The 20,292-nt window shown below is 70.1% G+C and carries 16 protein-coding genes and 1 pseudogene; 9 read left to right on the plus strand and 8 right to left on the minus strand.

From position 1 onward, the window contains the following. Positions 1-65: 65 nt before the first annotated feature. From ACSQ3N_RS02825 to purU, 3 genes are all read right to left on the minus strand, one after another. A complete protein-coding gene (locus ACSQ3N_RS02825) occupies positions 66-599 on the minus strand; it encodes an N-acetyltransferase family protein (RefSeq protein WP_436145528.1) in 534 nt (177 codons plus the stop codon). 130 nt (positions 600-729) lie between these two features. Further along, entirely contained in the window at positions 730-1,635 is a 906-nt protein-coding gene (locus ACSQ3N_RS02830; RefSeq protein WP_436145529.1) for a LysR substrate-binding domain-containing protein, read from the minus strand. 174 nt (positions 1,636-1,809) lie between these two features. Continuing rightward, positions 1,810-2,661, minus strand: coding sequence for a formyltetrahydrofolate deformylase (gene purU, locus ACSQ3N_RS02835; protein ID WP_056410008.1), 852 nt, complete (start codon positions 2,659-2,661; stop codon positions 1,810-1,812). Positions 2,662-2,797: 136 nt separating this feature from the next. Between purU and ACSQ3N_RS02840 the strand changes: the two genes are divergently transcribed. After that, entirely contained in the window at positions 2,798-5,059 is a 2,262-nt protein-coding gene (locus ACSQ3N_RS02840; protein WP_436145530.1) for a putative bifunctional diguanylate cyclase/phosphodiesterase, read from the plus strand. Positions 5,060-5,251: 192 nt separating this feature from the next. Here ACSQ3N_RS02840 and ACSQ3N_RS02845 read toward each other — a convergent pair whose 3' ends face one another. After that, positions 5,252-6,190 carry a ChaN family lipoprotein gene (locus ACSQ3N_RS02845; protein WP_436145531.1) on the minus strand — a complete coding sequence of 313 codons (939 nt, stop codon included), beginning with the start codon at positions 6,188-6,190 and terminating at the stop codon, positions 5,252-5,254. A gap of 560 nt (positions 6,191-6,750) precedes the next feature. On the opposite strand from ACSQ3N_RS02845, the gene ACSQ3N_RS02850 reads away from it, so the two are divergent. The 5 genes and pseudogenes from ACSQ3N_RS02850 to ACSQ3N_RS02870 all read left to right on the plus strand — a co-directional run bounded on the left by ACSQ3N_RS02850 (position 6,751) and on the right by ACSQ3N_RS02870 (position 12,348). Beyond that, positions 6,751-9,207 carry an adenosylcobalamin-dependent ribonucleoside-diphosphate reductase gene (locus ACSQ3N_RS02850; protein ID WP_436145532.1) on the plus strand — a complete coding sequence of 819 codons (2,457 nt, stop codon included), beginning with the start codon at positions 6,751-6,753 and terminating at the stop codon, positions 9,205-9,207. Between the two features lie 46 nt (positions 9,208-9,253). Then, positions 9,254-10,573, plus strand: coding sequence for an NnrS family protein (locus ACSQ3N_RS02855; protein ID WP_436145533.1), 1,320 nt, complete (start codon positions 9,254-9,256; stop codon positions 10,571-10,573). Positions 10,574-10,601: 28 nt separating this feature from the next. Beyond that, a complete protein-coding gene (locus ACSQ3N_RS02860) occupies positions 10,602-11,291 on the plus strand; it encodes a nitroreductase family protein (protein WP_436145534.1) in 690 nt (229 codons plus the stop codon). Positions 11,292-11,339: 48 nt separating this feature from the next. Beyond that, a pseudogene (locus tag ACSQ3N_RS02865) lies at positions 11,340-11,751 on the plus strand (ribonucleotide reductase subunit alpha). A 12-nt stretch (positions 11,752-11,763) separates the two neighbouring features. Next, positions 11,764-12,348 carry a hemerythrin domain-containing protein gene (locus ACSQ3N_RS02870; protein ID WP_436145535.1) on the plus strand — a complete coding sequence of 195 codons (585 nt, stop codon included), beginning with the start codon at positions 11,764-11,766 and terminating at the stop codon, positions 12,346-12,348. A gap of 35 nt (positions 12,349-12,383) precedes the next feature. On the opposite strand, the gene ACSQ3N_RS02875 is transcribed toward ACSQ3N_RS02870, so the two are convergent. Beyond that, on the minus strand, positions 12,384-13,115 hold the full coding sequence (locus ACSQ3N_RS02875) for a GNAT family N-acetyltransferase (protein WP_436145536.1): 732 nt from the start codon (positions 13,113-13,115) through the stop codon (positions 12,384-12,386). 178 nt (positions 13,116-13,293) lie between these two features. On the opposite strand from ACSQ3N_RS02875, the gene ACSQ3N_RS02880 reads away from it, so the two are divergent. Further along, complete coding sequence (locus ACSQ3N_RS02880) at positions 13,294-14,790, plus strand: PLP-dependent aminotransferase family protein (protein WP_436147910.1); 1,497 nt, start codon at positions 13,294-13,296, stop codon at positions 14,788-14,790. Between the two features lie 176 nt (positions 14,791-14,966). Beyond that, positions 14,967-16,043 carry an AbrB family transcriptional regulator gene (locus ACSQ3N_RS02885; RefSeq protein WP_436127717.1) on the plus strand — a complete coding sequence of 359 codons (1,077 nt, stop codon included), beginning with the start codon at positions 14,967-14,969 and terminating at the stop codon, positions 16,041-16,043. A 99-nt stretch (positions 16,044-16,142) separates the two neighbouring features. On the opposite strand, the gene ACSQ3N_RS02890 is transcribed toward ACSQ3N_RS02885, so the two are convergent. From ACSQ3N_RS02890 to ACSQ3N_RS02900, 3 genes are all read right to left on the minus strand, one after another. Then, entirely contained in the window at positions 16,143-16,442 is a 300-nt protein-coding gene (locus ACSQ3N_RS02890; RefSeq protein ID WP_056165082.1) for a BTH_I0359 family protein, read from the minus strand. 366 nt (positions 16,443-16,808) lie between these two features. Next, the gene (locus ACSQ3N_RS02895; RefSeq protein ID WP_436145537.1) at positions 16,809-17,996 is read right to left on the minus strand and encodes a DUF3108 domain-containing protein; all 1,188 of its coding nucleotides are present in this window, start codon (positions 17,994-17,996) and stop codon (positions 16,809-16,811) included. Positions 17,997-18,023: 27 nt separating this feature from the next. Next, positions 18,024-18,806: an IclR family transcriptional regulator gene (locus tag ACSQ3N_RS02900; RefSeq protein ID WP_056165086.1), complete on the minus strand. Its 783-nt coding sequence runs from the start codon at positions 18,804-18,806 to the stop codon at positions 18,024-18,026. Between the two features lie 101 nt (positions 18,807-18,907). On the opposite strand from ACSQ3N_RS02900, the gene ACSQ3N_RS02905 reads away from it, so the two are divergent. Further along, positions 18,908-19,921, plus strand: coding sequence for a fumarylacetoacetate hydrolase family protein (locus ACSQ3N_RS02905; protein ID WP_436145538.1), 1,014 nt, complete (start codon positions 18,908-18,910; stop codon positions 19,919-19,921). Positions 19,922-20,292 lie beyond the last annotated feature (371 nt).

Consider the following 20,292-nt stretch of genomic DNA (forward strand, 5'->3'; position numbering starts at 1 on the left):
ATGCGGGTCGCTCACTACCCGCTACCCGCTCGCTATCCAAGCAATGCACAAGCGCTACTCAACCACTACCCACCGCTGGGCGCCAGCAAGGCCGTGTACCGCAGCTCCTGCAGGGTGGCGCCCGCCACCGTGATGCTTTTGACCCCATCCGCATCCGGCGCAAATCCCTGCCGTGTGTAGAACCGGATGGCAGGCGCGTTGGCCGCCAGCACCCACAGGCTCGCTTCTGCCTTGCCACGGGCCAACAGGTGCTCGCGGGCGTGCTGCCACAGGGCATGCCCCGTGCCGCGGGCCCAACGCGCCGGGTCCACATAGATGGCCCAGACTTCGCCCCGCGTGGCGGGCGCTCCGGGGTCGCGGCAGTCGCCCAGGGCGATCCAGCCGGCCACCGCGCCGTCGCTGTCGTCCTGCGCCAGCAGCACCTCGGGTGCGCCCTGGGCAATCGCTTGGGCCCAGTAGCCTTCGCGTTGCGCCGCGGACATGGCGGCCAGGTAGGCGGCGTCGATGATGCCGGCGTACGCCGCCTGCCAGGCCGCGACGTGGATGCGCGCGATGGCGTTGGCGTCGGCGGGCTGTGCAGGGCGGATGGTGAGATTCATGTCGGCAGGTGGTGGATGGATGCGACGGTGATGGTGATGGTGCGTTGTCGCGGTGTTGCAGTGGTGTGTGGGTGAACCGATGGCGCGATGAACTGGCGCAGCGGCGAGCCATGCGCACCGCTGCCGCCACTCACGCCATCGTCTTGCGCAGCCAGTCGGCAAAGGCCGCGCATTCCCAGCGGTCCATGGTGCCGGTGCGCCAGCACAGGTAGTGCGCGTGCGGGCTGGCGGTATCGGTGTCGAACAGGCGTACCAGCGTGCCGTTCTCCAGCCATGGCGCACCGAGCTTCAGCCGCACCAGGGCCACGCCCATGCCCGCAGATGCGGCGTCGCACATCAGGCCGATGTCGTTGAACTGCGAGCCCTCGCTGGGCTCGGCCCAGTCCAAAGCGGTGGCGGCGAACCAGGTGCGCCAGGGCTCCAGCGGGCTGCGCAGCAAGGGCACGCCCTCCAGGTCCTCGGGCTTGTCGAAGGGCCCGTGCTCGCGAACGAACGCGGGCGACGCCAGGGGCGTGACCACGTCGCGCGCCAGCTCCACATGCTCCACGTCGGCATAGTGGCCGGGGCCAAAGCGCACCATCAGGTCGGCGTCTTCGGCCACCACGTCGAGCAGCGGAATGGACACCTGCAGCGCCAGGTCGATCTCGGGGTAAGCCTCGGTGAACTGCCGCAGGCGCGGGATGAGGATGGTGCGCGCAAACGTGGGCGTGACGGCCAGCTTGAGCCGCCGGCGCCCGGGTGCCGATGCCGCCCCGGGAAACCGCTGCAGCGCCCCCAGCCCCTCGCGCACATGGGCCAGGTAGGCGCTGCCTTCGGTGGTCAGCGAAAAGTCGGCCCGCCCGAACAGCCGCACGCCCAGGATCTGCTCGAGCTGCTTGACCCGGTGGCTCACCGCGCTGGGCGTGACGCACAGCTCCTCGGCCGTCTGCGTCACGCTGCGCAGGCGGGCCAGCGCTTCGAACGTGAGCAGGCACTGGATGGGCGGTATGCGCCGCGCCGCGCTGCTCTGGAAGGTCGAAGGGGTCGCCGCAGCCATGTCAGCAAACCTCCGCGCTGCGCACTGGGAGCAGCGCTTGAAACCGCCACAACCCTGGCGAGGGCCGCCGCGCAAGGGCCGCCCCGCCGCGCTGGCGGCGTCCCCCTGCCTGCGGTGCACCGCGCTGCGAGAGCGGGAGGACGGCGCGAAGCGACTCGGGGGGGTGTTGCATTGCTACTTGAAGACGACGGTCTTGTGGCCGTTCAGGATCACGCGGTGCTCGCTGTGCCACTTCACCGCGCGGGCCAGCACCTGGCTTTCGGTGTCGCGGCCGCGGGCGGTCAGGTCTTCCACCGTGTCGGTGTGGTCGGCACGGGCCACGTCCTGCTCGATGATGGGGCCTTCGTCCAGGTCGGCCGTCACGTAGTGGGCGGTGGCGCCGATGAGCTTCACGCCGCGGTCGTGGGCCTGGTAGTAGGGCTTGGCGCCCTTGAAGCTGGGCAGGAAGCTGTGGTGGATGTTGATCGCCCGTCCGGCCAAAGCTTGACACAGATCAAGAGAAAGGACCTGCATGTAGCGCGCCAGCACCACCAGCTCGGCCCCTTCGGCCTCGATAATCTCAAGCTGCCTGGCTTCGGCCTGCGGCTTGGTGGCAGCGGTCACCGGGATGTGGTGAAACGGCACGTTGTAGCTGGCCGCCAGTTGATAGAAGTCGCGGTGGTTGCTGACGATGGCGCGGATGTCGATGGGCAAGAGGCCGCTCTTCCAGCGGAACAGCAGGTCGTTCAGGCAGTGGCCCTCCTTGCTGACCATGAGCACCGTCTTCATCGGCGCTGCCGTGGCGTGCAGGCTCCAGCGCATGGTGTGGGGCTCTGCAAAGCTGGCCAGGCGGGTCTTGAGCGTGGCGTGGTCGTGCTGGTCGCAGGCGAACTGCACCCGCATGAAGAACAGACCTGTGGCGTGGTCGTTGTACTGCGCGGCTTCTTCGATGTTGCCGCCGTGCTCCAGCAGGAAGCCGGAGACAGCGTGCACCAGCCCCAGGCGGTCGGGGCAGGACAGGGTAAGGATGTAGGCGTTGGTCGTCATAGCCGCGACATTGTCGCAGCATGGCTGGCACCGTGTGGCCGCGCCCTTTGCGGCCTTAGTACGGCCGGTGGGCGGATAACGGGGGAAATCGATGGTCAATCCGGGCGAGGTCCCGCGTTTCGCTCCCTGGCGGGGGATGCTGCTGTACCTGGTGCTCGGGGTGGCCTGGGTGTTTGCGGGCGACGCGCTGCTGGCGCACTGGGTGACCGACCCCGCGCGGATCACCCACTGGCAGACCTGGAAGGGCTGGGGCTATGTGCTGCTGACCAGCGCGCTGGCCTGGTGGATGCTGCGGCGCATGCGCCGCGCCGAGAAGGTGCGCTGGGCCACGGCGCGGGAGCTGTCGCAGGTGGTGCGCCATGCGCCCGCCGGGTTCGCGCGGGTAGCGCCGGACGGGCGCTTCCTGTGGGCCAACGAGCGGCTCTGTGCCCTGCTGGGCGTGACGCTGGCGCAAGTGCGCATCCTCAACTTCCGCGATGTGATGCTGGCGCGCGAGCCGGACGGCGCCACCCTGCAGCTGGCCCGCCTGCTGGCAGGCGAGATCGATCACTATGTGGACGAGCGCGAATGCCAGCCCCCCGGCGGTGGCCGCAGGGTGCCGGTGCTGTGCACCGTGACGCAGATCCCCGAGGCCGGCGACGAGCCTGCGCACCTGGTCTGCGTGGTGCAGGACCTGGACGAGATCACGGCCGCGCGCGCCGCGCTGCAGTCCAGCGAAACCCGCCAGCGCCTGGCTGCCACGGTGGTGGACAACACCGTCGAGGGCGTGGTGGTGACCGACGCCCACAGTCGCATCTTGTCGGTCAACGCGGCCGTCACACGCCTCTTGGGCTACACCGAGGAGGAGCTGCTGGGCAAGACGCCGCGCGTGTTCAAGTCCGGCCGGCACGACCGCGCGTTCTACGACGCCCTGTGGGGCACGCTGCGCCAGACGGGCCACTGGCAGGGCGAGATCTGGAACCGCCGCAAGAACGGCGAGGTCTTTCCCGAGCACATGTCGCTGTCGGCCGTGCGCGACCCGGCGGGCGAGGTGACGCACTACGTCTGCATGTTCACCGACATCTCCGAAGAAAAGGCGCACCAGCGGCAGCTTGAGTTCCTGGCGCACAACGACGCGCTCACGGGGCTGTCCAACCGCGCCTGGTTCGGGCACCAGGTCGAGCAGGTGGTGCAGGAGGCGCGCGCCAGCGGCGAGCACATCGCCGTGCTGCTGCTCAACCTGGACCGCTTCAAGGACGTGAACGACAGCTACGGCCACACCACCGGCGACGAGGTGCTCAAGCACATCGCGCGGCGGGTGCAGTCGGCCCTGCGGCCCGGCGACGTGCTGGGGCGCCTGGCCGGCGACGAGCTGGCCGTGGTGGCGCGCCACATGCGCCATGCCGACGGCGCGGCGGCGGTGGCGCGGCACCTGATCGCCGCCGTGGCCGAGCCCTGGCGCTCGCCCGACGGCTTCGAGGTGGTGGCCGGCGTGAGCGTGGGCATCTGCATGTTCCCCGAGCATGCCGCTACCACCGAGCTGCTGCTGCAGGGCGCCCACGCGGCGGTGTACGGCGCCAAGGCGCGGGGCCGGGGCGCGTGGTGCTTCTTCCACGAGGCCATGACCCAGGCCGCGCGCGAGCGGCTGGCGCTCGAATCCCGCCTGCGGCTGGCGCTGGCGCTCGGGCACCTGCAGATGTACTACCAGCCGCAGGTGGACATCCGCTCGGGCCGCATCCTGGGCGCCGAGGCGCTGGTGCGCTGGAACGACCCCGACGAGGGGCTGATATCGCCCGCGCGCTTCATCCCGGTGGCCGAGACCTCGGGCGTGATCGGCCCGCTGGGCGAATGGGTGCTGCGCGAGGTCTGCCGCCAGGGCCAGCAATGGCGCGCCGAAGGCCTGCCCGACCTGACGCTGGCCGTCAACGTGTCGCCGCGCCAGTTCCACCTGACCGACCTGGCGGGCTGCACGTCGGCGGCGCTCGCGGACTCGGGCTTTCCGAGCGAGTGGCTGGAGCTGGAGATCACCGAATCCGCGCTGGCCGAGCGCACCGAAGAGGCGCGCCTGGTGCTGATGCGCCTGCGCAGCCTGGGCGTGCGCATCGCGGTGGACGACTTCGGCACCGGCTACTCGTCGCTCGCGCAGCTCAAGCGCTTTCCGATCGACGTGCTCAAGATCGACCAGGGCTTCATCCGCGACATTCCGCAAAGCAGCGACGACATGGCCATCAGCGCGGCCATCATCGCCATGGGGCACAGCATGGGCCTGTCGGTGCTGGCCGAGGGCGTGGAGGACGAAGGCCAACTGGCCTTCTTGCAAGAGCGCGGGTGCGACGCCTACCAGGGCTACCTGTGCAGCCGGCCGCTGCCCGCGGAGGCGTTTGCGGCGCTGCTGCGCGAGCGCAGCGGGGCGGGCTGAAGGGGAAGAACGGCAGGCGGACGCTGGGCCACCAGCGCGTTGACTTCGGAATCAGTGCTGGATGACCCACTCGTTCGGGCTGAGCCCTGCGACAAGCCCAGCGTGAACGGATGGGGAATTTTTTTGAACGCACGCATGAACGCATGAATGCATGAATGCATGAATGCATGAATGCATGAATGCACGCCGGCATCACCGCGCCGGGCTTGCGCCCTTGCCCCACTGCTCGCGCAGCTCCGCGCAGTGGTCCTTGGCGGGCAGGGCCGGGGTGGCCACGATGGCGTCTGCATCCGCGTCAACATTGGCGACCGCTCCGTTTTTGATAGCTGCTTGCGCTTGCCCTGCCTGCGCCATGGCCACTTTGGACGTCAAACCTGCAGGCAAGTGCGTGGGCACGCCCAGGCTGCGCAGCACATGCCCGCCACCGGCGATCAGCAGCACGGTCTGGCCGCTTACGCGCGCTTCGGTCGCGGTGCGGGCCATGGCGGCGTCCCGGGCGATCTGGATGCGGGCCATGGGCGCGATCTGCGACTCGGGCAGCAGGCCGCAGTGGCCTTCGCGCAGCGCCTCGTACTGGCGCTGCAGTGCGGGCGCGGGCAGGTGCCGGTCCCACGCGGCGTCGGCCATGGCGTCGCGCATGCGGGCGCGGGGCAGGTTGCCGCCCCACACCGGCACGCCCGCAGCCACGGCAGCCATCACCACCGGGCCGTAGGCCTTCCAGGGCCAGGCGGCGTCCTTCCACTGCAGGGCGGCCTGCACCTGGGCCTCGGTGGCATCGCGGGGCAGGCCGGTGGTGCTGTGGCCTTGCTCGGCCATCTCCATCACCACGGCTGCCAGCTGGCCCCGGGCGGCCAGCGCCTGCACGGTGTCGCGCTGCCATTGCTGGTGCTCGGCGGCATCGTGCTTTTCGCCCAGCAGCAGCACATCGGCGGGCAGCAGGGCCTGCAGGCGCGCAGGCCAGGCGGCGGGGGAGACAGCGGGGGAGACAGCGGTGGCAGAGGTCGTGGTGGGTGACGAGGCCGTGGGGGCTGTGCCCAGGCCGGTGCAGCCCCCCAGCAGCGCCAGGCTGGCCACCGCGAGCCCAGGTGCCGCGCGGCGGAATGTGAAGAAGGTCGATGGCGGTGTGTGCATGGCGTGATGCTACGCGCGGCGGGCCTCACGCTGTGGGGTGGTGCAGTGACCCAGCGCGCGGGTAAATCTTGTCACCAATCGCAAGCACTGCCCCAAGCCCGACGGGCTACTTGACCGGCTGCGCGGTTTCCATGACGATGCCTTTGCGCAGTACCGGAAAACCTTCCAGACGCTGGCCGCCCGTGCAGGCGGGGCCCGAGGTCCTCTACTGCACGCAGCAGCGCCCGGTGGTGCTGCGGCTCGAGCGCCTCATGGAGTACCCATGGTGCGCTGTCGGGTGCTGTCGGGGCAGATCAGCCCGCAGGGCTGGCACCATGTGATCAAGGAGGGCGAAGTCCATGTCTTTGACGTCCGAAGTGGTGGCTTTGTGCCCACCCCCATGCCGAGCATGACGGCCCAGTGTGGCTCGACGATGCCTGGCGCGACATGCACACGCGCAGCACGCGTGCGTCTCTGTTTGCGTCTGAACCCCGCGCCGCATGGCGCCCCTGCAATGGCACTGCGTGCGTCTTGACCCAGCGCAAGCCCCTACTGTCGTGAACCCCCAACCATCGGTACCCATGAAGCGCGAACCACAGCACACTCTGGCCACCCCCTCGTCCCTGCAGCCCATCAGCCTGGATGTGCTGCGCGAGAAGTACCTCAAGCCCGGCGAAACCTCCGTGGACGAGCTGTACGCCCGCGTGGCGCGTGCGCTCGCTTCGGTGGAGGCGCCCGATCTGCGTGCGAAGTACGAAGCCCTGTTCCTCGCCAACCTCCAGGCCGGCGCCATCGGCGCGGGGCGCATCATGAGCGCGGCGGGCACCGACATCCAGGCCACGCTGATCAACTGCTTCGTGCAGCCCGTGGGCGACTGCATCCAGGGCGTGGACGACGAAGGCTTCCCGGGCATCTACGAAGCGCTGCGCGAAGCGGCCGAGACCATGCGCCGTGGCGGCGGCGTGGGCTACGACTTCTCCCGCATCCGCCCCAAGGGCGCACATGTGAAGGGCACGGCCTCCATGGCCTCGGGGCCGTGCAGCTACATGAACGTGTTCGACCAGTCCTGCTCCACCGTGGAGAGCGCGGGTGCGCGCCGGGGCGCACAGATGGGCGTGCTGCGCATCGACCACCCCGATGTGCAGGAGTTCATCACCGCCAAGCGCACCCCGGGCCGCTGGAACAATTTCAACGTGTCGGTGGGCGTGTCGGACGCCTTCATCGACGCGGTGCAGAACGACACCCCCTGGGAGCTGGTGCACAAGGCCGCGCCCGGCGCCGCATTGCAGGCGCAAGGCGCCCGCCAGCGGGCCGATGGCCAGTGGGTCTACGCCACCGTGCGGGCGCGCCAGTTGTGGGACACGATCATGAAGTCCGCCTACGACTTCGCCGAGCCTGGAATCCTGTTCCTGGGCCGCATCAACGAAGACAACAACCTGCATTACTGCGAGGACATCGCGGCGACCAACCCGTGCGGCGAGCAGCCGCTTCCGTCGTATGGCTGCTGCGACCTCGGCCCCGTCATCCTGACCCGCTTCGTGCGGCACGCTTTCGGCTTTGGTGGTGTGGCGGCGTTCGACTTCGAGGCCTTCGGCCAGGCGGTGGCGCTGCAGGTGCGGGCGCTCGACAACGTGCTGGATGTGACCTTCTGGCCGCTGCCGCAGCAGCGCGACGAGGCGATGGCCAAGCGGCGCATCGGCGTGGGCTTTACCGGCATGGGCAATACGCTGGCCATGCTGTGCCTGCGCTACGACCGGCCCGAGGGCCGCACCATGGCGGCGCGCATTGCCGAGCACTTGCGCGATGCGGCCTATGCGGCGTCGGTGGAGCTGGCGCGCGAGAAAGGGGCGTTCCCGAAGTTCGATGCGCGGGGCTACCTGGCCGAGGGCACCTTTGCCAGCCGGCTGCCCGCGCCAATACAGGCGTCGATCCGCGAGCATGGCATCCGCAACAGCCATCTGCTGTCCATCGCGCCCACGGGCACGGTGAGCCTGGCGTTTGCCGACAACGCTTCCAATGGCATCGAGCCGCCGTTCTCGTGGATGTACAAGCGCAAGAAGCGCGAGTCCGATGGCAGCACGCTGGAGTACGCGGTGGAGGACCACGCCTGGCGGCTGTACCGCGACCTGGGCGGCGACGTGAATGCGCTGCCCGACTATTTCGTCTCGGCCCTGGCGATGTCTGCGCAGGACCACATCGCGATGATGGAAACCGTGCAGCCCTTCGTGGACACGGCCATCTCCAAGACGGTGAACATCCCGGCGGACTACCCCTACGACGACTTCAAGGACCTGTACCTGCAGGCCTGGCGCGCGCGGCTCAAGGGGCTGGCCACCTACCGGCCCAACAGCATCCTCGGCTCGGTGCTCGAAACGCACGCAGAGCCCGCGCCTGAAGCCGCTGCAATGGCAAAGCCCGCGCCTGCTGCCCCCGCCGCAGCGCCTGTGGACCCGATGCGCACTGTCATCGAGAGCCGGCCGCAGGGCGGCCTGTCGGCGGTGGCCGAGAAGCTCGAATACTGGACGCAGGAGGGCCACAAGACGCTGTACCTCATCGTGTCCTTCCTGCCCGTGCCCACGGGCGTGGGCGGCCGCACGGTGGACCGTGCGATCGAGTTCTTCATGCCCGTGGGGCAAAGCGGCGAGTCGCAGCAGTGGATCACCTCCAGCATGCGCATGCTGTCGCTGGCGGCGCGCGGCGGTTTTCTGGAACGGGCCCTGTCCGACATGCGCAAGGTGGCATGGGACCGGGGCCCTGTGCGCCTGGGGCAGCACCGCAAGGACGACGGCACGCTGGTGCCGATGTGGCACGACTCGGAAGTGGCGGCCATGGCCTATGCCATCCAGAACATCCTGTCGCGCCGCGTGGCGGACCCGGTGCAGCAACTGCTGCCGCTGGACGAGCCCGCGCCGCCGCCCGCGGCCGTGCCACAGGCCATGGCGGGCAAGAAGTGCAGCGAATGCGGCGCCCATGCGGTGATCCGCAAGGACGGCTGCGACTACTGCACGCAGTGCGGCCATCTGGGCAGCTGCGGATGAGCGCGTTCGCCGTGCACGGCAATCTTTCGCAGGGTAGGTACACGCCATGAGCAAAGTCATTCCTGTCGCGATTGGCAGGCCGTCGGCACAGGCCGTGGCGCAGCAGGACCCGCGCTGGCGCTGGCAGTACCTGATGCTGGCGCCGCACCGGCTGGGGTTCTTCCTGGCGATGGTGGTGCTGGTGGCCTCGGGCGCGTGGTGGGCGCTGGTGCAGGTGGCGCGCTCCACCGGCTGGTGGGGCATGTACTACGCGATGTCGCCCACCACCGTGCATGCGGCGGTGATGGCGCTGGGTTTCATTCCGCTGTTCTTCTCGGGCTTTCTGTTCACGGCGGGCCCCAAGTGGCTGGGGGTGGCCCCCTTGCCGCCACAGGCGCTGCGCGCGCCGCTGGTGTTGCAGGCGCTGGGCTGGCTGCTGTGGCTGGTGGGTGCGCACTGGCGCATCGGCGCGGTGCTGGTCGGCCTGGCCCTGGCCGGCGCGGGCCTGTTGTGGATGACGGCGCTGTTCTGGGGGCGTGTGCGCGCGAGCCGCGCGGAAGACCAGCTCCATGCCCGCGTGATCGGCGTGGCCTGCGGCGTGGGCTGCGTGAGCCTGGTGGCGCTGTGGTTCAGCCTGGCGGTGGGCACGCATGCGCTGGCGCGGGCCTGTGTGTACACGGGGCTGTGGGGCTTTGTGGTCGTGGTGTACGTCACGGTCGCGCACCGGATGATTCCGTTCTTTACGTCGAGTGCCCTGCCCAGGGTGCCTGCGTGGCGGCCGTTCTGGGCGCTGTGGCTCATGCTGGCCGCGGCCGGCATGCAGGTGCTGGCCACCTGGCTGGAATGGGCGGGCGTACCCGCCAGCCGCGCCGGGCCCGCCTGGATGCTGGTGCACGGCGCCCTGCAGCTGGTGGTGGGGGGCGTGCTGGTGTGGCTGGCCTGTGTGTGGGGGCTGGTGCAGAGCCTGAAGAACCGGCTCCTGGCCATGCTGCACATCGGCTTTGTGTGGCTGGGCGTGGCGTTCTTGCTGGGCGGCCTGTCGCCGTGGCTGGCCTGGGCCTTTGGCATCGGCACGCTGGGGCTGGGTGCACTGCATGCGCTCACCATGGGGTGCCTGGCATCGCTGATGCTGGCCATGGTCACGCGCGTGTCGTGCGGCCACAGCGGCCGCGCTCTGGTGGCTGACCGCATCGCATGGGCACTGTTCTGGTTGCTGCAGGCGGCCACGCTGCTGCGCATTGCCGCCGCGATGCCGGGCGCATTCGGCGTGGCCTGGGCCTGGCTGCTGCCGGTGGCGGCCGTGCTGTGGGCGGCCACCATGGGGGTCTGGGGCGTGCGGCTCAGTGGCTGGTATGGCCGCCTGCGGGCCGATGGCCGTCCGGGCTGAGCCCCTGTTTGTTGGACAAGGAACTGCGATGGCTGTCATCCCCTGGCCCCTGAACCCGCGCGGCGCCGCACGGCAGCGCACGGCCGCGCCTGCGGTGCGTGCCAGTGGCATCGACGACGTGGCGGCCATCGCGGCCACGCTCATCCAGTCGCGCCAGACCATCCTGCCCAAGCGTTTGGCGGGCCCCGGGCCCGGTACCGACGAACTGGCGCAGATTCTCCAGGCCGCGGCCCACGCGCCCGACCACGGGCAACTGGTGCCCTGGCGGTTCGTGCTGGTGCCCGAGGCTGCACGTGCGGCGCTGGCCGAGGTGTTCGCCCAGGCGCTGCAGCAGCGCGACCCCGCGGCCACGCCCGAGCAGGCCGCGCAGGCGCGCGAGAAGGCGCACCGCGCGCCGGTGCTCATGCTGGCCGTGGTGGACGCGCAGCGCGGCGACCCCGGCATCGACCTGGCCGAGCGCCTGGTGTCGGCCGGCTGCGCGGTGCAGAACATGCTGCTCATGGCCACGGCGCAGGGCTACGGCTCGGCGCTCACCAGCGGCAAGGCGCTCAAGGCGCCGGGCTTGCGTGCGCTGTTCAGGCTGGCGGCCTCCGAGCAGGCGCTGTGCTTCATCAGCATCGGCACGGTGCAGTCGCGCAAGTCGGCGCGGTCGCGGCCTGCGGCGCGCAACTACGTGAGCACGCTGGATGCGCAGCGGGGCGTGGTGCCTGGGTTCTGATTTCTTTTTTCTCTGTCTTTTCTCTTACAACCGTTTCGTTGCCGCCCCATGGATATTTCAAGTTTCGATGACCTGCTGCACCTCGCACGCCAGCAGCCCGAGCCGCAGCGCCCGCTGTTCGTGTTCACGGCGGTGGATCTGCCCGATGACGCCACCGCTGCCCAGCATGCACGCTTCGAGGCGGCGCAGGGCGGCGCCCTTGTGCCGCTGATGTGCGTGGACAAGACGCCGCAGGAGCTGCCATCGTTCGCTGCACTGGTGGAGGACGCCCGCCAGTCACCGCGCCGGGCCACGACTGGGCGATGGTGTTTGCCGCGGCGATGCCGGGCACGTTGAACAGGCGCCCACCCCCGCGGAGGCCGGGGCCCCGCTGCAGCGCATGGTCGATGCGATCCAGCAGGGCGCGCTCGGTGCGTACATCCCCTTTGACCGCCAGGGCCAGCCCGTGCGGTTTGGCTGAGGTAGTGGCCGCATGACGACCGCACCTGCCTCTGCCCGCGAGATCCCGGGTTTCAACGCACCGGGCGTGGGGTTCGAGCAGCCCTTTGCCATGCTGGAGGCCTGCCACGAGCGCGTGCAGCGCACGCTGGCATTGCTGGGACGGCTGCGCGCCCACGTGCAGACCCACGGCGCCGACGAGCCTGCCCGCCAGGCGGCCCGCGACGTGCTGCGCTACTTCGACATCGCGGCGCCGCTGCACCATGAGGATGAAGAGCTGCATGTGTTTCCGCCCCTGCTGGCCCAGGGGCCGGCCGAGGTGGTGGCGCTGGTGCAGCGGCTGCTGCAGGACCACCGCGACATGGTGGACGACTGGGCCGCCGCGCGCCAGCCCCTGCAGGCGCTGTTGGAGGGCCGGGCCTATGCCTTCGGTGCCGCCGACGGCGCGGTGCTGGACCGCTTTGCCGAGCGCTACGCCCGCCACATCGAGGACGAAGAACAGATCGCTTACCCGGCGGCCCATGGCCTGCTGCCCGGCGCCACGCTGCAGGCCATGGGCCTGGAGATGGCGGGCCGGCGGCAGTCCCCGGTGGCAGCGCGCCCGGGCCCGCAGGGGTAGCGCAGGGCAGGGTGCGTGGCGGATCGGCAGGCGGATCAGGCGGCTTGCGCTGTCGTACCCTCGCGCAGTGCCGCCAGGGACACGCGCTGGCTGCCGTCCTCGGTGAAGTTGCCCGGGGCGAGCCAGCGCTCGAAGCCTGCCTTCAACGCGGGCCATTCACTGTCCAGGATCGAGAACCACGCCGTGTCGCGGCTGCGGCCCTTGTAGACGAGGGCCTGGCGAAAGATGCCTTCGAACTGGAAGCCCAGGCGCTTGGCCGCCTCGCGGGACGGCGCGTTCAGGCTGTCGCACTTCCACTCGTAGCGGCGGTAGCCCAGGTCCGCGAACACATACTGCATCAGCAGGTACTGCGCCTCGGTGGAGATCGGGGTGCGCTGGAGCAGCGGCGAGAACATCACATGCCCCACCTCGACCACGCCGTGGGCCGGGTCGATGCGCATCAGCGACAGCGTGCCCACGGCGCGGCCGGTGCGCCGGTCGATCACGGCGTAGTGCAGCGGGTCGGTGCTGGCGGCGGCCTGCTCGCAGTGGGCGCGGTAGCTGGCAGCGTCGGTGAACGGCCCCACGCCCATGTAGGTCCAGCCGCGGCCGTCCGGCGCCTGCGCGTAGGCGGCGTACAGGTCGCTGGCATGGCGGGCGGCGTCCAGCGGTTCCAGTCGGCCATAGTGGCCTTCGAGCACGGTGCGGGCCGGGCGCGGCCGGGGGCTCCAGCCGGGCAGCGGTGCGCCCACGGGTTGCTGGTATTCGTTCACAACGGAAGATGGCATGCGCGGGGTCCTTGCAGAGAGATAGGGAAAAGAAAAAGAAAAATGAATCGGCGTAAGACACCCTGAAGTTAGCTGCGGCGTGGTGTGGTGAAAAGTGCCAGAATCCAGCATTTTTAAGGTGCCACGCATGTCCAGCACTGTGCCCGGCGGTCCATCGTCGCCTTCCCGTGGGGCCCAGATGGCGCAGCCAACCCCGCAGGCCCCGGTCGCGCAGACGCTGCTCGAACGCGCGCTGGACCACGGGCCCGGCGCGGAGCCATTGCGGCGGCAGCTCTTCCAGCGGCTGCGCCAGGCGATCTTCGACGGGCGGTTGGTGGCAGGCAGCGCGCTGCCGGGGTCGCGCGCGCTGGCCGAGGGCCTGGCCCTGTCGCGCAACACGGTGACCGCGGCCTACGAGCAACTGGTGGCTGAGGGCTACGTGGTGTCGGACCGGCAGGGCACGCGGGTGGCGGCGCTGGCGCAGCGGCCAGCCGGGCCATCGGCCGCCCGGCACCCGGCGCCGGCGGTGCCGGAGGTTCCGGCGATGGCCGCCCGCCTCGCGCTCATCCAGCCGCGCGCACCACGCACCGGCGCCACACCGTTGGCGCTGAGCCCGGGCATGCCGGCGCTCTCGCAGTTTCCGCTGGCGGCCTGGCGCCGTGCGCTCGACCACGCGGTGCTCGGTGGCGGCCCGGCAGCGCTGGGCTATGGCGACCCGCTGGGCGAGATGGCGCTGCGCACGGCCATCGCGCGCCACCTGGCCGTGGCGCGCGGCGTGCGCTGTGCGGCCGAGCAGGTGGTCATCACCGAAGGCGCGCAGGAGGCGCTGGCGCTGTGCGTGCGCCTGCTGTCGAACCCTGGCGACGTGGCCTGGGTGGAAGACCCTGGCTACCGGGGCGCCAAGTCCGCCCTGCAGGCGGGCGACCTGCGCACCGTGCCGCTGCGGGTGGATGCGCAGGGGCTGGTGGCGAGCGAGTCCGACTGGACGCTGCGCACCCCGCGCCTGGTCTACACCTCGCCATCGCACCAGTACCCGGGCGGTGCGGTGATGTCGGTGGCGCGGCGGCTGGCGCTCATCGAGCAGGCGCGGCGCCACGGCGCGTGGATCATCGAGGACGACTACGACAGCGAGTTCCGCCACGCGGGCGAGCCCATCGGCGCCATGCAGGGGCTGGTGGACGGCGCCCCGGTGCTGTACGTGGGCACTTTCAGCAAGACGATGTTCCCGTCGCTGCGCCTGGGCTTCGTGGTGCTGCCCGCGGCCGTGCTGGACGCTGTGCGCGTGCCCCTGGCCGAGATGCTGCGTGGCGGCCAGCGGCACGCGCAACTGGCCATGGCGCATTTCATGGACAGCGGCCAGTTCAGCCGCCACCTGGGCCGCATGCGCCGCCTGTACCGCGAGCGCCAGCAGGCGCTGCGGGCCGCGCTGGCGCAGCACCTGGCGCTGCCCCACCAGACCGAGGGCGGGCACTGCGGCATGCACCTGCTGGTGCGCCTGCCGGCCAACTGCCCGGACCAGGCCATCGCCGCCGCGGCGCGCAGCCACGGCATGGCGCCGTCGCCGCTGTCGGGCTTTGCGATGCGGCCGCAGCCGCAGGACAACGGCCTGGTGCTGGGCTACGGCAACACGCCGGTGGAACTGTTCGAGCCCCTGGTGCAGCGGCTGTCGCTGCTGGCGCGCGCCGCAAGGACCTAGGCCCGCTTCAGCCGTTGGACCCGCGCCCTGTCTTTGGCGATGCCTGCCATGCCGGGCGGGTAAGGCCTGGCGACCTGGGGTGGCGGGCGGGGCGCGATACTCGGCGTTGCCTTTTTGCGCGTGCCGTCACTGTGTCGTCATCACCCCTGTTCCCTTTGTCCTCCCTGCCTCCCCGCTTGAAATTCGCCGCCCGCGTGCTGGGCACGCTGCTGCTGGCCTGGGCCGCGGCCGCCGCCTGCGTGGCCCTGCGCACGCCGCTGCCCTGGATGATCGGCCCGCTGCTGGCCACGTCGGTGGTGTCCATCGTCGGCGGGCCGACGGAGAGCTGGGGGCCGCTGCGCAATGCCGGGCAGTGGACCATCGGCGCGGCGCTGGGCCTGTACTTCACGCCGCAGGTGGTGGCACTGATCGGCGGGTTGTGGTGGGCCATCGCGCTGGGCATCGTGTGGGCGCTGTTCCTGGGCTGGCTGTTCGGTGCCTGGCTGTACCGGGTGCATGCACCGCGCATGCATGGCGTGCCGGCACCGATGATGCGCGCCACCAGCTACTTCGCTGGGGCCATCGGCGCCGCGTCGGAGATGACGCTGCTGGCCGAGCGCGAGAACGCCCGCACCGACCTGGTGGCAGCCAGCCACAGCCTGCGCCTGCTCATCGTCACCGTCACGATTCCATTTGCGCTGCAGTGGAGCGGCCTGCATGGCCTGGACGTGCTGCCGCCCACGGTGGCGCGCGTGGTCGACCTGCCCGGCCTGGCGCTGCTGGCCGCGCTCACGGGCGTGGGCGCGTTGCTGATGGACAAACTCGGTCGGGCCAACCCCTGGTTCATGGGCGCCATGCTGGTGTCGATGGGTATCACCATGGCGGGCATCAGCCTGTCGGCCGTGCCGCAGGTGATGGTGAACGCCGCGCAACTGGTGATCGGGGTGAGCCTGGGGGTGCGGTTTCGGGCCGACTTCTTGCGCACCGCGCCGCGGTGGATGGTGTCGGTGGCGCTGGGCACGCTGGTGCTGATGGGGGTGTGCGCCCTCTTTGCCGGGGTGCTGGCCTGGGCGACCGGGCTGCCATGGGTCACGCTGCTGCTGGGCTCATCGCCCGGGGGCATCACCGAAATGGCCATCACGGCCAAGGTGCTGCAGCTCGGCGTGCCGGTGGTGACTGCGTTCCAGGTGTGCCGGCTGATCGCGGTGCTGATGCTGGTGGACCCGCTGTACCGGCGGATCTATCCGTCCGAGGAGAAGCCGACCAAGCTTTGAGCGCGCGCTGCCCCAACGCCAGCGTATCCGTGGAACCGGCTTTGCCGGGCCACCGGGTGCGTCCCCTCCGGGGGAAGGCGCGCAGCGCCTCAGGGGGAGTTAGTGCACCACCACCGGGTTTTGCGCCAAGCCCGCATAGCGGTCGAGCGCGTCTTCCACTTCTTCCTGGGTGGGGGTGTCGCGCTGCCACGCCAGGATCTGTTCCTGGAACATTTCGGCCCACGAGCCGTCCAGGTACACCTCTTTGCCGGACCGCTTGTCCACGATCTCGAAACCATGGCGGGCCAGCTGGGGAAGGGCGGGTGCAGTGTCGTTGAGCACCGGGCCGGCGATTTTCTCCACGGCGTCGGGCAGCATGTGGACCACCACGAAGGATTCTGAGTCGTAGAGCATGTGCATCGTGTTCCCCTTGTCGATATAAAAGTCAGATGACAGCGGGTTCGCAGAGTTCAAGGCCCAGGGTGGCTTCGGTGGAGCGCTGGCAAGCTTGTAACGCCTTGCGCCGCGCCCCGGTTATCAGGGGAAGCCCGCCCCGGTGTGGCACCTGAACTGCGGTCCAGTATTTCACGAAAAACCGGCCTCTCCGGGCTGGTGGGTCTTTTTTACCGCCCCGCCCGGCCAGTGGCGCGAGGACGCAACACCTTTGGCGCGTAGGCCGGGGCGGACGCTGGCGGTGGGTGGATGGGCAGGCATGCGGGGCGCCTGTGCGGCCGCCTGTGGCCCATGGCGGCCCGCTGTGCGTGGGCCGCGCTGGGACGGGTCTCGTCAGGGCGCGCTGCTGCTGCGCAGCAGCAGGTCGGCGAAGTCGCCGTTCGCCTGGGTCAGCTTGATGCGCACCGGCAGGTAGTTGAGGCCGGGCGCCACCCACAGCTCGGCTTTCTGGTCGTAGTCCTTGCGGGGCAGGCGCAGCAGCTTCAGTGCGGGGGTGGGGCCGGCGGGCAGGTCCAGGGTTTCGGGACCTTCGACGGTGAACGTCCAGCGGTCGGCGGTGCGGGCGCTCACCGTGGTGAGCGTGACCTGCGTGCCGGGCGTGAACCGGCCCGGGTCGGCCGCCAGCATGGCGCCCAGCTGGATGAACAGGCTCAGCCGGTCCTGCGCGCCCGGGCCCACGGCGGCCTCGGGCGTGTTGGCGCTGAAGGTCACGCGGCCCTTGGCATGGTCGAAATGCGCGGCCTGTTCGCTGCGGGACTTGTCGGAAAACTTCTCGGGCAGCAGGCCCTGGGCGGTGATGGCGCCCACGCTGCGCTGCGTGCGGCTGCCCACCAGGAAGGCGCTGACCTCCTGGCGCGCCTCGTAGCGGCTGCCGTCGTGCTGCCACAGCAGCTCGGCGCGGGCGCTGTACGCGAACTTCTTGGCCTGCCCGCTCACGTCGAAGGCCAGCCGGGTGGGGGCCGGAATGCGCACGGGCGGCGGCGGTGTCGCGGCCTCGCGCCCCGTGCCGGAGCCAGGGGGCGCAATCTCGGTCCCGGCAGCGGTGGGGTTGGGTGCTTCGGCGGGCGGTGCCGAGGCCACGGGCGCGGGGGCTTCGGCCTGGGGCGCCGACGCAGCGGGCGCAGGGTCTGGCACTGCGGTGCTGGCCGCAGGCGGCTCTGACGTGGGTGCAGGCGCGCCGGCATCGGCGGCCGCCACCTGCACGGGTGCCTCGGGCGCCACTGCCAGCGAGTCTTCCGCGGGGGAGGCGGGGGCGGCGGGGGCTGGCTGTGCGGGTTTCTTGGCGCGCGCCGGGGGCTTGGGCGGGGGCGCGGCGGGGGCCATGGGGGCCGTGACTGCGACGGGCGTGGGCTCAGGGGCAGCGGCCGGTGCGGGCGGCGGCGCCGGCACGCTGCGGGTGCTGAAGACATGCCCCGCCGCTGGCGGCTGGGGGCTGTCCCACGCCAGGGGCACGCCGTGCAGCACCAGCCAGTGCAGGGCCAGTACCAGGGCGGTGATGAGGACCAGGGCGCGCCGGGGCATGCAGTGTGTCGCGGAGCCGGGGGTGAATCAGGCGCTGCCCGCGCCCAGGTCGCTCGACAGCTGGGCCGCGGCCGCGCGCAGGGGCGCGTCGATGGCGCCGCCCCACTCGGGGTCGAAGGTGGCGATGGAGCCCAGCGTGGTGATACCCAGCTCCAGGTGGCCGTCGGCGTCGAACACTGGCGCGCAGAACGCCACGATGCCGGGCAGCAGGGTGTCGACCACGCGGGCCACGCCACGCTGGCGCACGTCGGCCAGCAGGGTGTTCACCTCGCCCATGGTGGCGGGCAGGTCGGCGCGGCGCATCTTGACCGCGCGGGCCAGCTCGTCCTTGAGCAGCGGGGCCACCACCTCGGGCGCCATGTGGGCGGCAAAGCAGCGGCCGGTGGCGGACGAGAGCAGCGGCATCACGTCGCCCAGGCGCAGGTTGGCGGTCACGGCCTGGGAGGATTCCTCCCAGTGCACGATGGTCGGGCCGTGGTTGCCCCACACCGCCAGCGCCAGCGTGTGGCCGATGCCTTCCATCAGCGCGGGCATGCGTTCGCGCGCCAGCCGTACCGCGTCGAGCCGCGCCAGCGATGCCAGGCCCAGCTTGAGCGCCGCGGGGCCCAGGTCGTAGCGGGCGGTGCGGCTGTCCTGCGTGACCAGGCCTAGGCGCTGAAAGCTCACCAGGTACCGGTGCGCCTTGGCCGCGCTCATGCCGGCCGAGGCCGCCACATCCTTGAGCATCAGCGGCCCGCGCGAGCGGGTCAGCCCCTCCAGCAAGGCAAAACCGACCTCCACGGACTGAATACCTGCACGTTCTTTGTCCATGTGCACTAAAATTCGCTAGTTTTGTTTAGTTAAATCAATTTACCCAAGCGTAATTTCGCTAAGGGTACCCTTCCACCACCCTGAGACAAAGGTCCTGCCCCATGAAACTTGCTACCTACAAAGACGGCTCGCGCGACGGCCAACTGGTCGTTGTCTCCCGCGATCTGGGCACGGCCCATTATGCGACCGGCATTGCCAGCAAGCTGCAGCAGGTGCTGGACGACTGGGGCTTCCTCTCGCCCCAGCTGCAGGACCTGTACGACCAGCTCAACAGCGGCCGCGCGCGCCACGCCTTTCCCTTCGACCCCGCCCAGTGCATGGCCCCGCTGCCGCGTGCGTACCAGTGGGCTGACGGCTCGGCCTACATCAACCACGTCGAACTGGTGCGAAAAGCGCGCAACTCCGAAGTGCCGGAGAGCTTCTACACCGACCCGCTGATGTACCAGGGCGGCAGCGACGACTTCATCGGCCCGCGCGACGACGTGGTGGTTCCGAGCGAAGCCATGGGCATCGACTTCGAGGCCGAGATCGCCGTCATCACCGGCGACGTGAAGATGGGCACCAACGCCGACCAGGCGCTGGACGGCATACGCCTGGTGATGATCGCCAACGACGTGAGCCTGCGCAACCTCATCCCGGCCGAGCTGGCCAAGGGCTTCGGCTTCTTCCAGAGCAAGCCCGCCACCGCCTTCGGCCCCGTGGCCGTCACGCTGGACGAGCTGGGCGACGCCTGGGACCACGGCCGCGTGCACCTGACCGTGCAGTCCACCTGGAACGGCCGCAAGGTCGGCATGTGCGACGCCGGCCCCGAGATGACTTTTCACTTCGGCCAGCTGATCGCCCACGTGGCCAAGACGCGCAACCTGCGCGCCGGCTCCATCATCGGCAGCGGCACCGTGAGCAATAAGGGCGTCACAGACGCCAGCGGCCGCACCGAGTGGCCCAAGGGCTACAGCTGCATCGCCGAAAAGCGCTGCATCGAAACCATCCAGGACGGCAAGCCCAGCACCGACTTCATGAAGTTCGGCGACACCATCCGCATCGAGGTCAAGGGCAAGGACGGCGCGAGCATCTTCGGCGCCATCGACCAGACGATTGCAGCGCCTGAAGCCTGAGCCTGAGCCGCGACGGCCACTGCAACTGCAACTGCAACCGTCGCCACAGCCAGTGGCTGCTGGCAGCGTTTGCAGTAGCAGTAGCAGTAGCAGTAGCAGTAGCGGTAGCGGTAGCGGTAGCGAGCAAATGTGCAGTGGCTTTGTCCGGCAGGGCGGGCCCCGCGCACCGCTCGTTCTGCAGGTCGCGCCTGCCAGCCCACCCCCCACCCGTTCGGGCTGAGCCTGTCGAAGCCAGGGCCGAGCGATCAAACCCCGTGTTCAGCACCAGGCTCCCGCAGCAGGTGCAAAATACCCATAAAAACAGGACCTACCGCTTGCTAGTCAAGCGCTAGCAGCTATCAAATCAATAGTAATCCCAAGGAGACAACCCC

The sequence above is a fragment of the Acidovorax sp. LjRoot194 genome, assembly GCF_964253015.1.
Taxonomy (GTDB): Bacteria; Pseudomonadota; Gammaproteobacteria; order Burkholderiales; family Burkholderiaceae_C; genus Acidovorax.

Excerpts from the sequence above, each read along its gene's own strand:
- ACSQ3N_RS02825 (WP_436145528.1), bottom strand. The coding sequence starts at position 599 with ATGAATCTCACCATCCGCCCTGCACAGCCCGCCGACGCCAACGCCATC.
- ACSQ3N_RS02830 (WP_436145529.1), bottom strand. The coding sequence starts at position 1,635 with ATGGCTGCGGCGACCCCTTCGACCTTCCAGAGCAGCGCGGCGCGGCGC.
- purU (WP_056410008.1), bottom strand. The coding sequence starts at position 2,661 with ATGACGACCAACGCCTACATCCTTACCCTGTCCTGCCCCGACCGCCTG.
- ACSQ3N_RS02840 (WP_436145530.1), top strand. The coding sequence starts at position 2,798 with ATGCTGCTGTACCTGGTGCTCGGGGTGGCCTGGGTGTTTGCGGGCGAC.
- ACSQ3N_RS02845 (WP_436145531.1), bottom strand. The coding sequence starts at position 6,190 with ATGCACACACCGCCATCGACCTTCTTCACATTCCGCCGCGCGGCACCT.
- ACSQ3N_RS02850 (WP_436145532.1), top strand. The coding sequence starts at position 6,751 with ATGAAGCGCGAACCACAGCACACTCTGGCCACCCCCTCGTCCCTGCAG.
- ACSQ3N_RS02855 (WP_436145533.1), top strand. The coding sequence starts at position 9,254 with ATGAGCAAAGTCATTCCTGTCGCGATTGGCAGGCCGTCGGCACAGGCC.
- ACSQ3N_RS02860 (WP_436145534.1), top strand. The coding sequence starts at position 10,602 with ATGGCTGTCATCCCCTGGCCCCTGAACCCGCGCGGCGCCGCACGGCAG.
- ACSQ3N_RS02870 (WP_436145535.1), top strand. The coding sequence starts at position 11,764 with ATGACGACCGCACCTGCCTCTGCCCGCGAGATCCCGGGTTTCAACGCA.
- ACSQ3N_RS02875 (WP_436145536.1), bottom strand. The coding sequence starts at position 13,115 with ATGCCATCTTCCGTTGTGAACGAATACCAGCAACCCGTGGGCGCACCG.
- ACSQ3N_RS02880 (WP_436147910.1), top strand. The coding sequence starts at position 13,294 with ATGGCGCAGCCAACCCCGCAGGCCCCGGTCGCGCAGACGCTGCTCGAA.
- ACSQ3N_RS02890 (WP_056165082.1), bottom strand. The coding sequence starts at position 16,442 with ATGCACATGCTCTACGACTCAGAATCCTTCGTGGTGGTCCACATGCTG.
- ACSQ3N_RS02895 (WP_436145537.1), bottom strand. The coding sequence starts at position 17,996 with ATGCCCCGGCGCGCCCTGGTCCTCATCACCGCCCTGGTACTGGCCCTG.
- ACSQ3N_RS02900 (WP_056165086.1), bottom strand. The coding sequence starts at position 18,806 with ATGGACAAAGAACGTGCAGGTATTCAGTCCGTGGAGGTCGGTTTTGCC.
- ACSQ3N_RS02905 (WP_436145538.1), top strand. The coding sequence starts at position 18,908 with ATGAAACTTGCTACCTACAAAGACGGCTCGCGCGACGGCCAACTGGTC.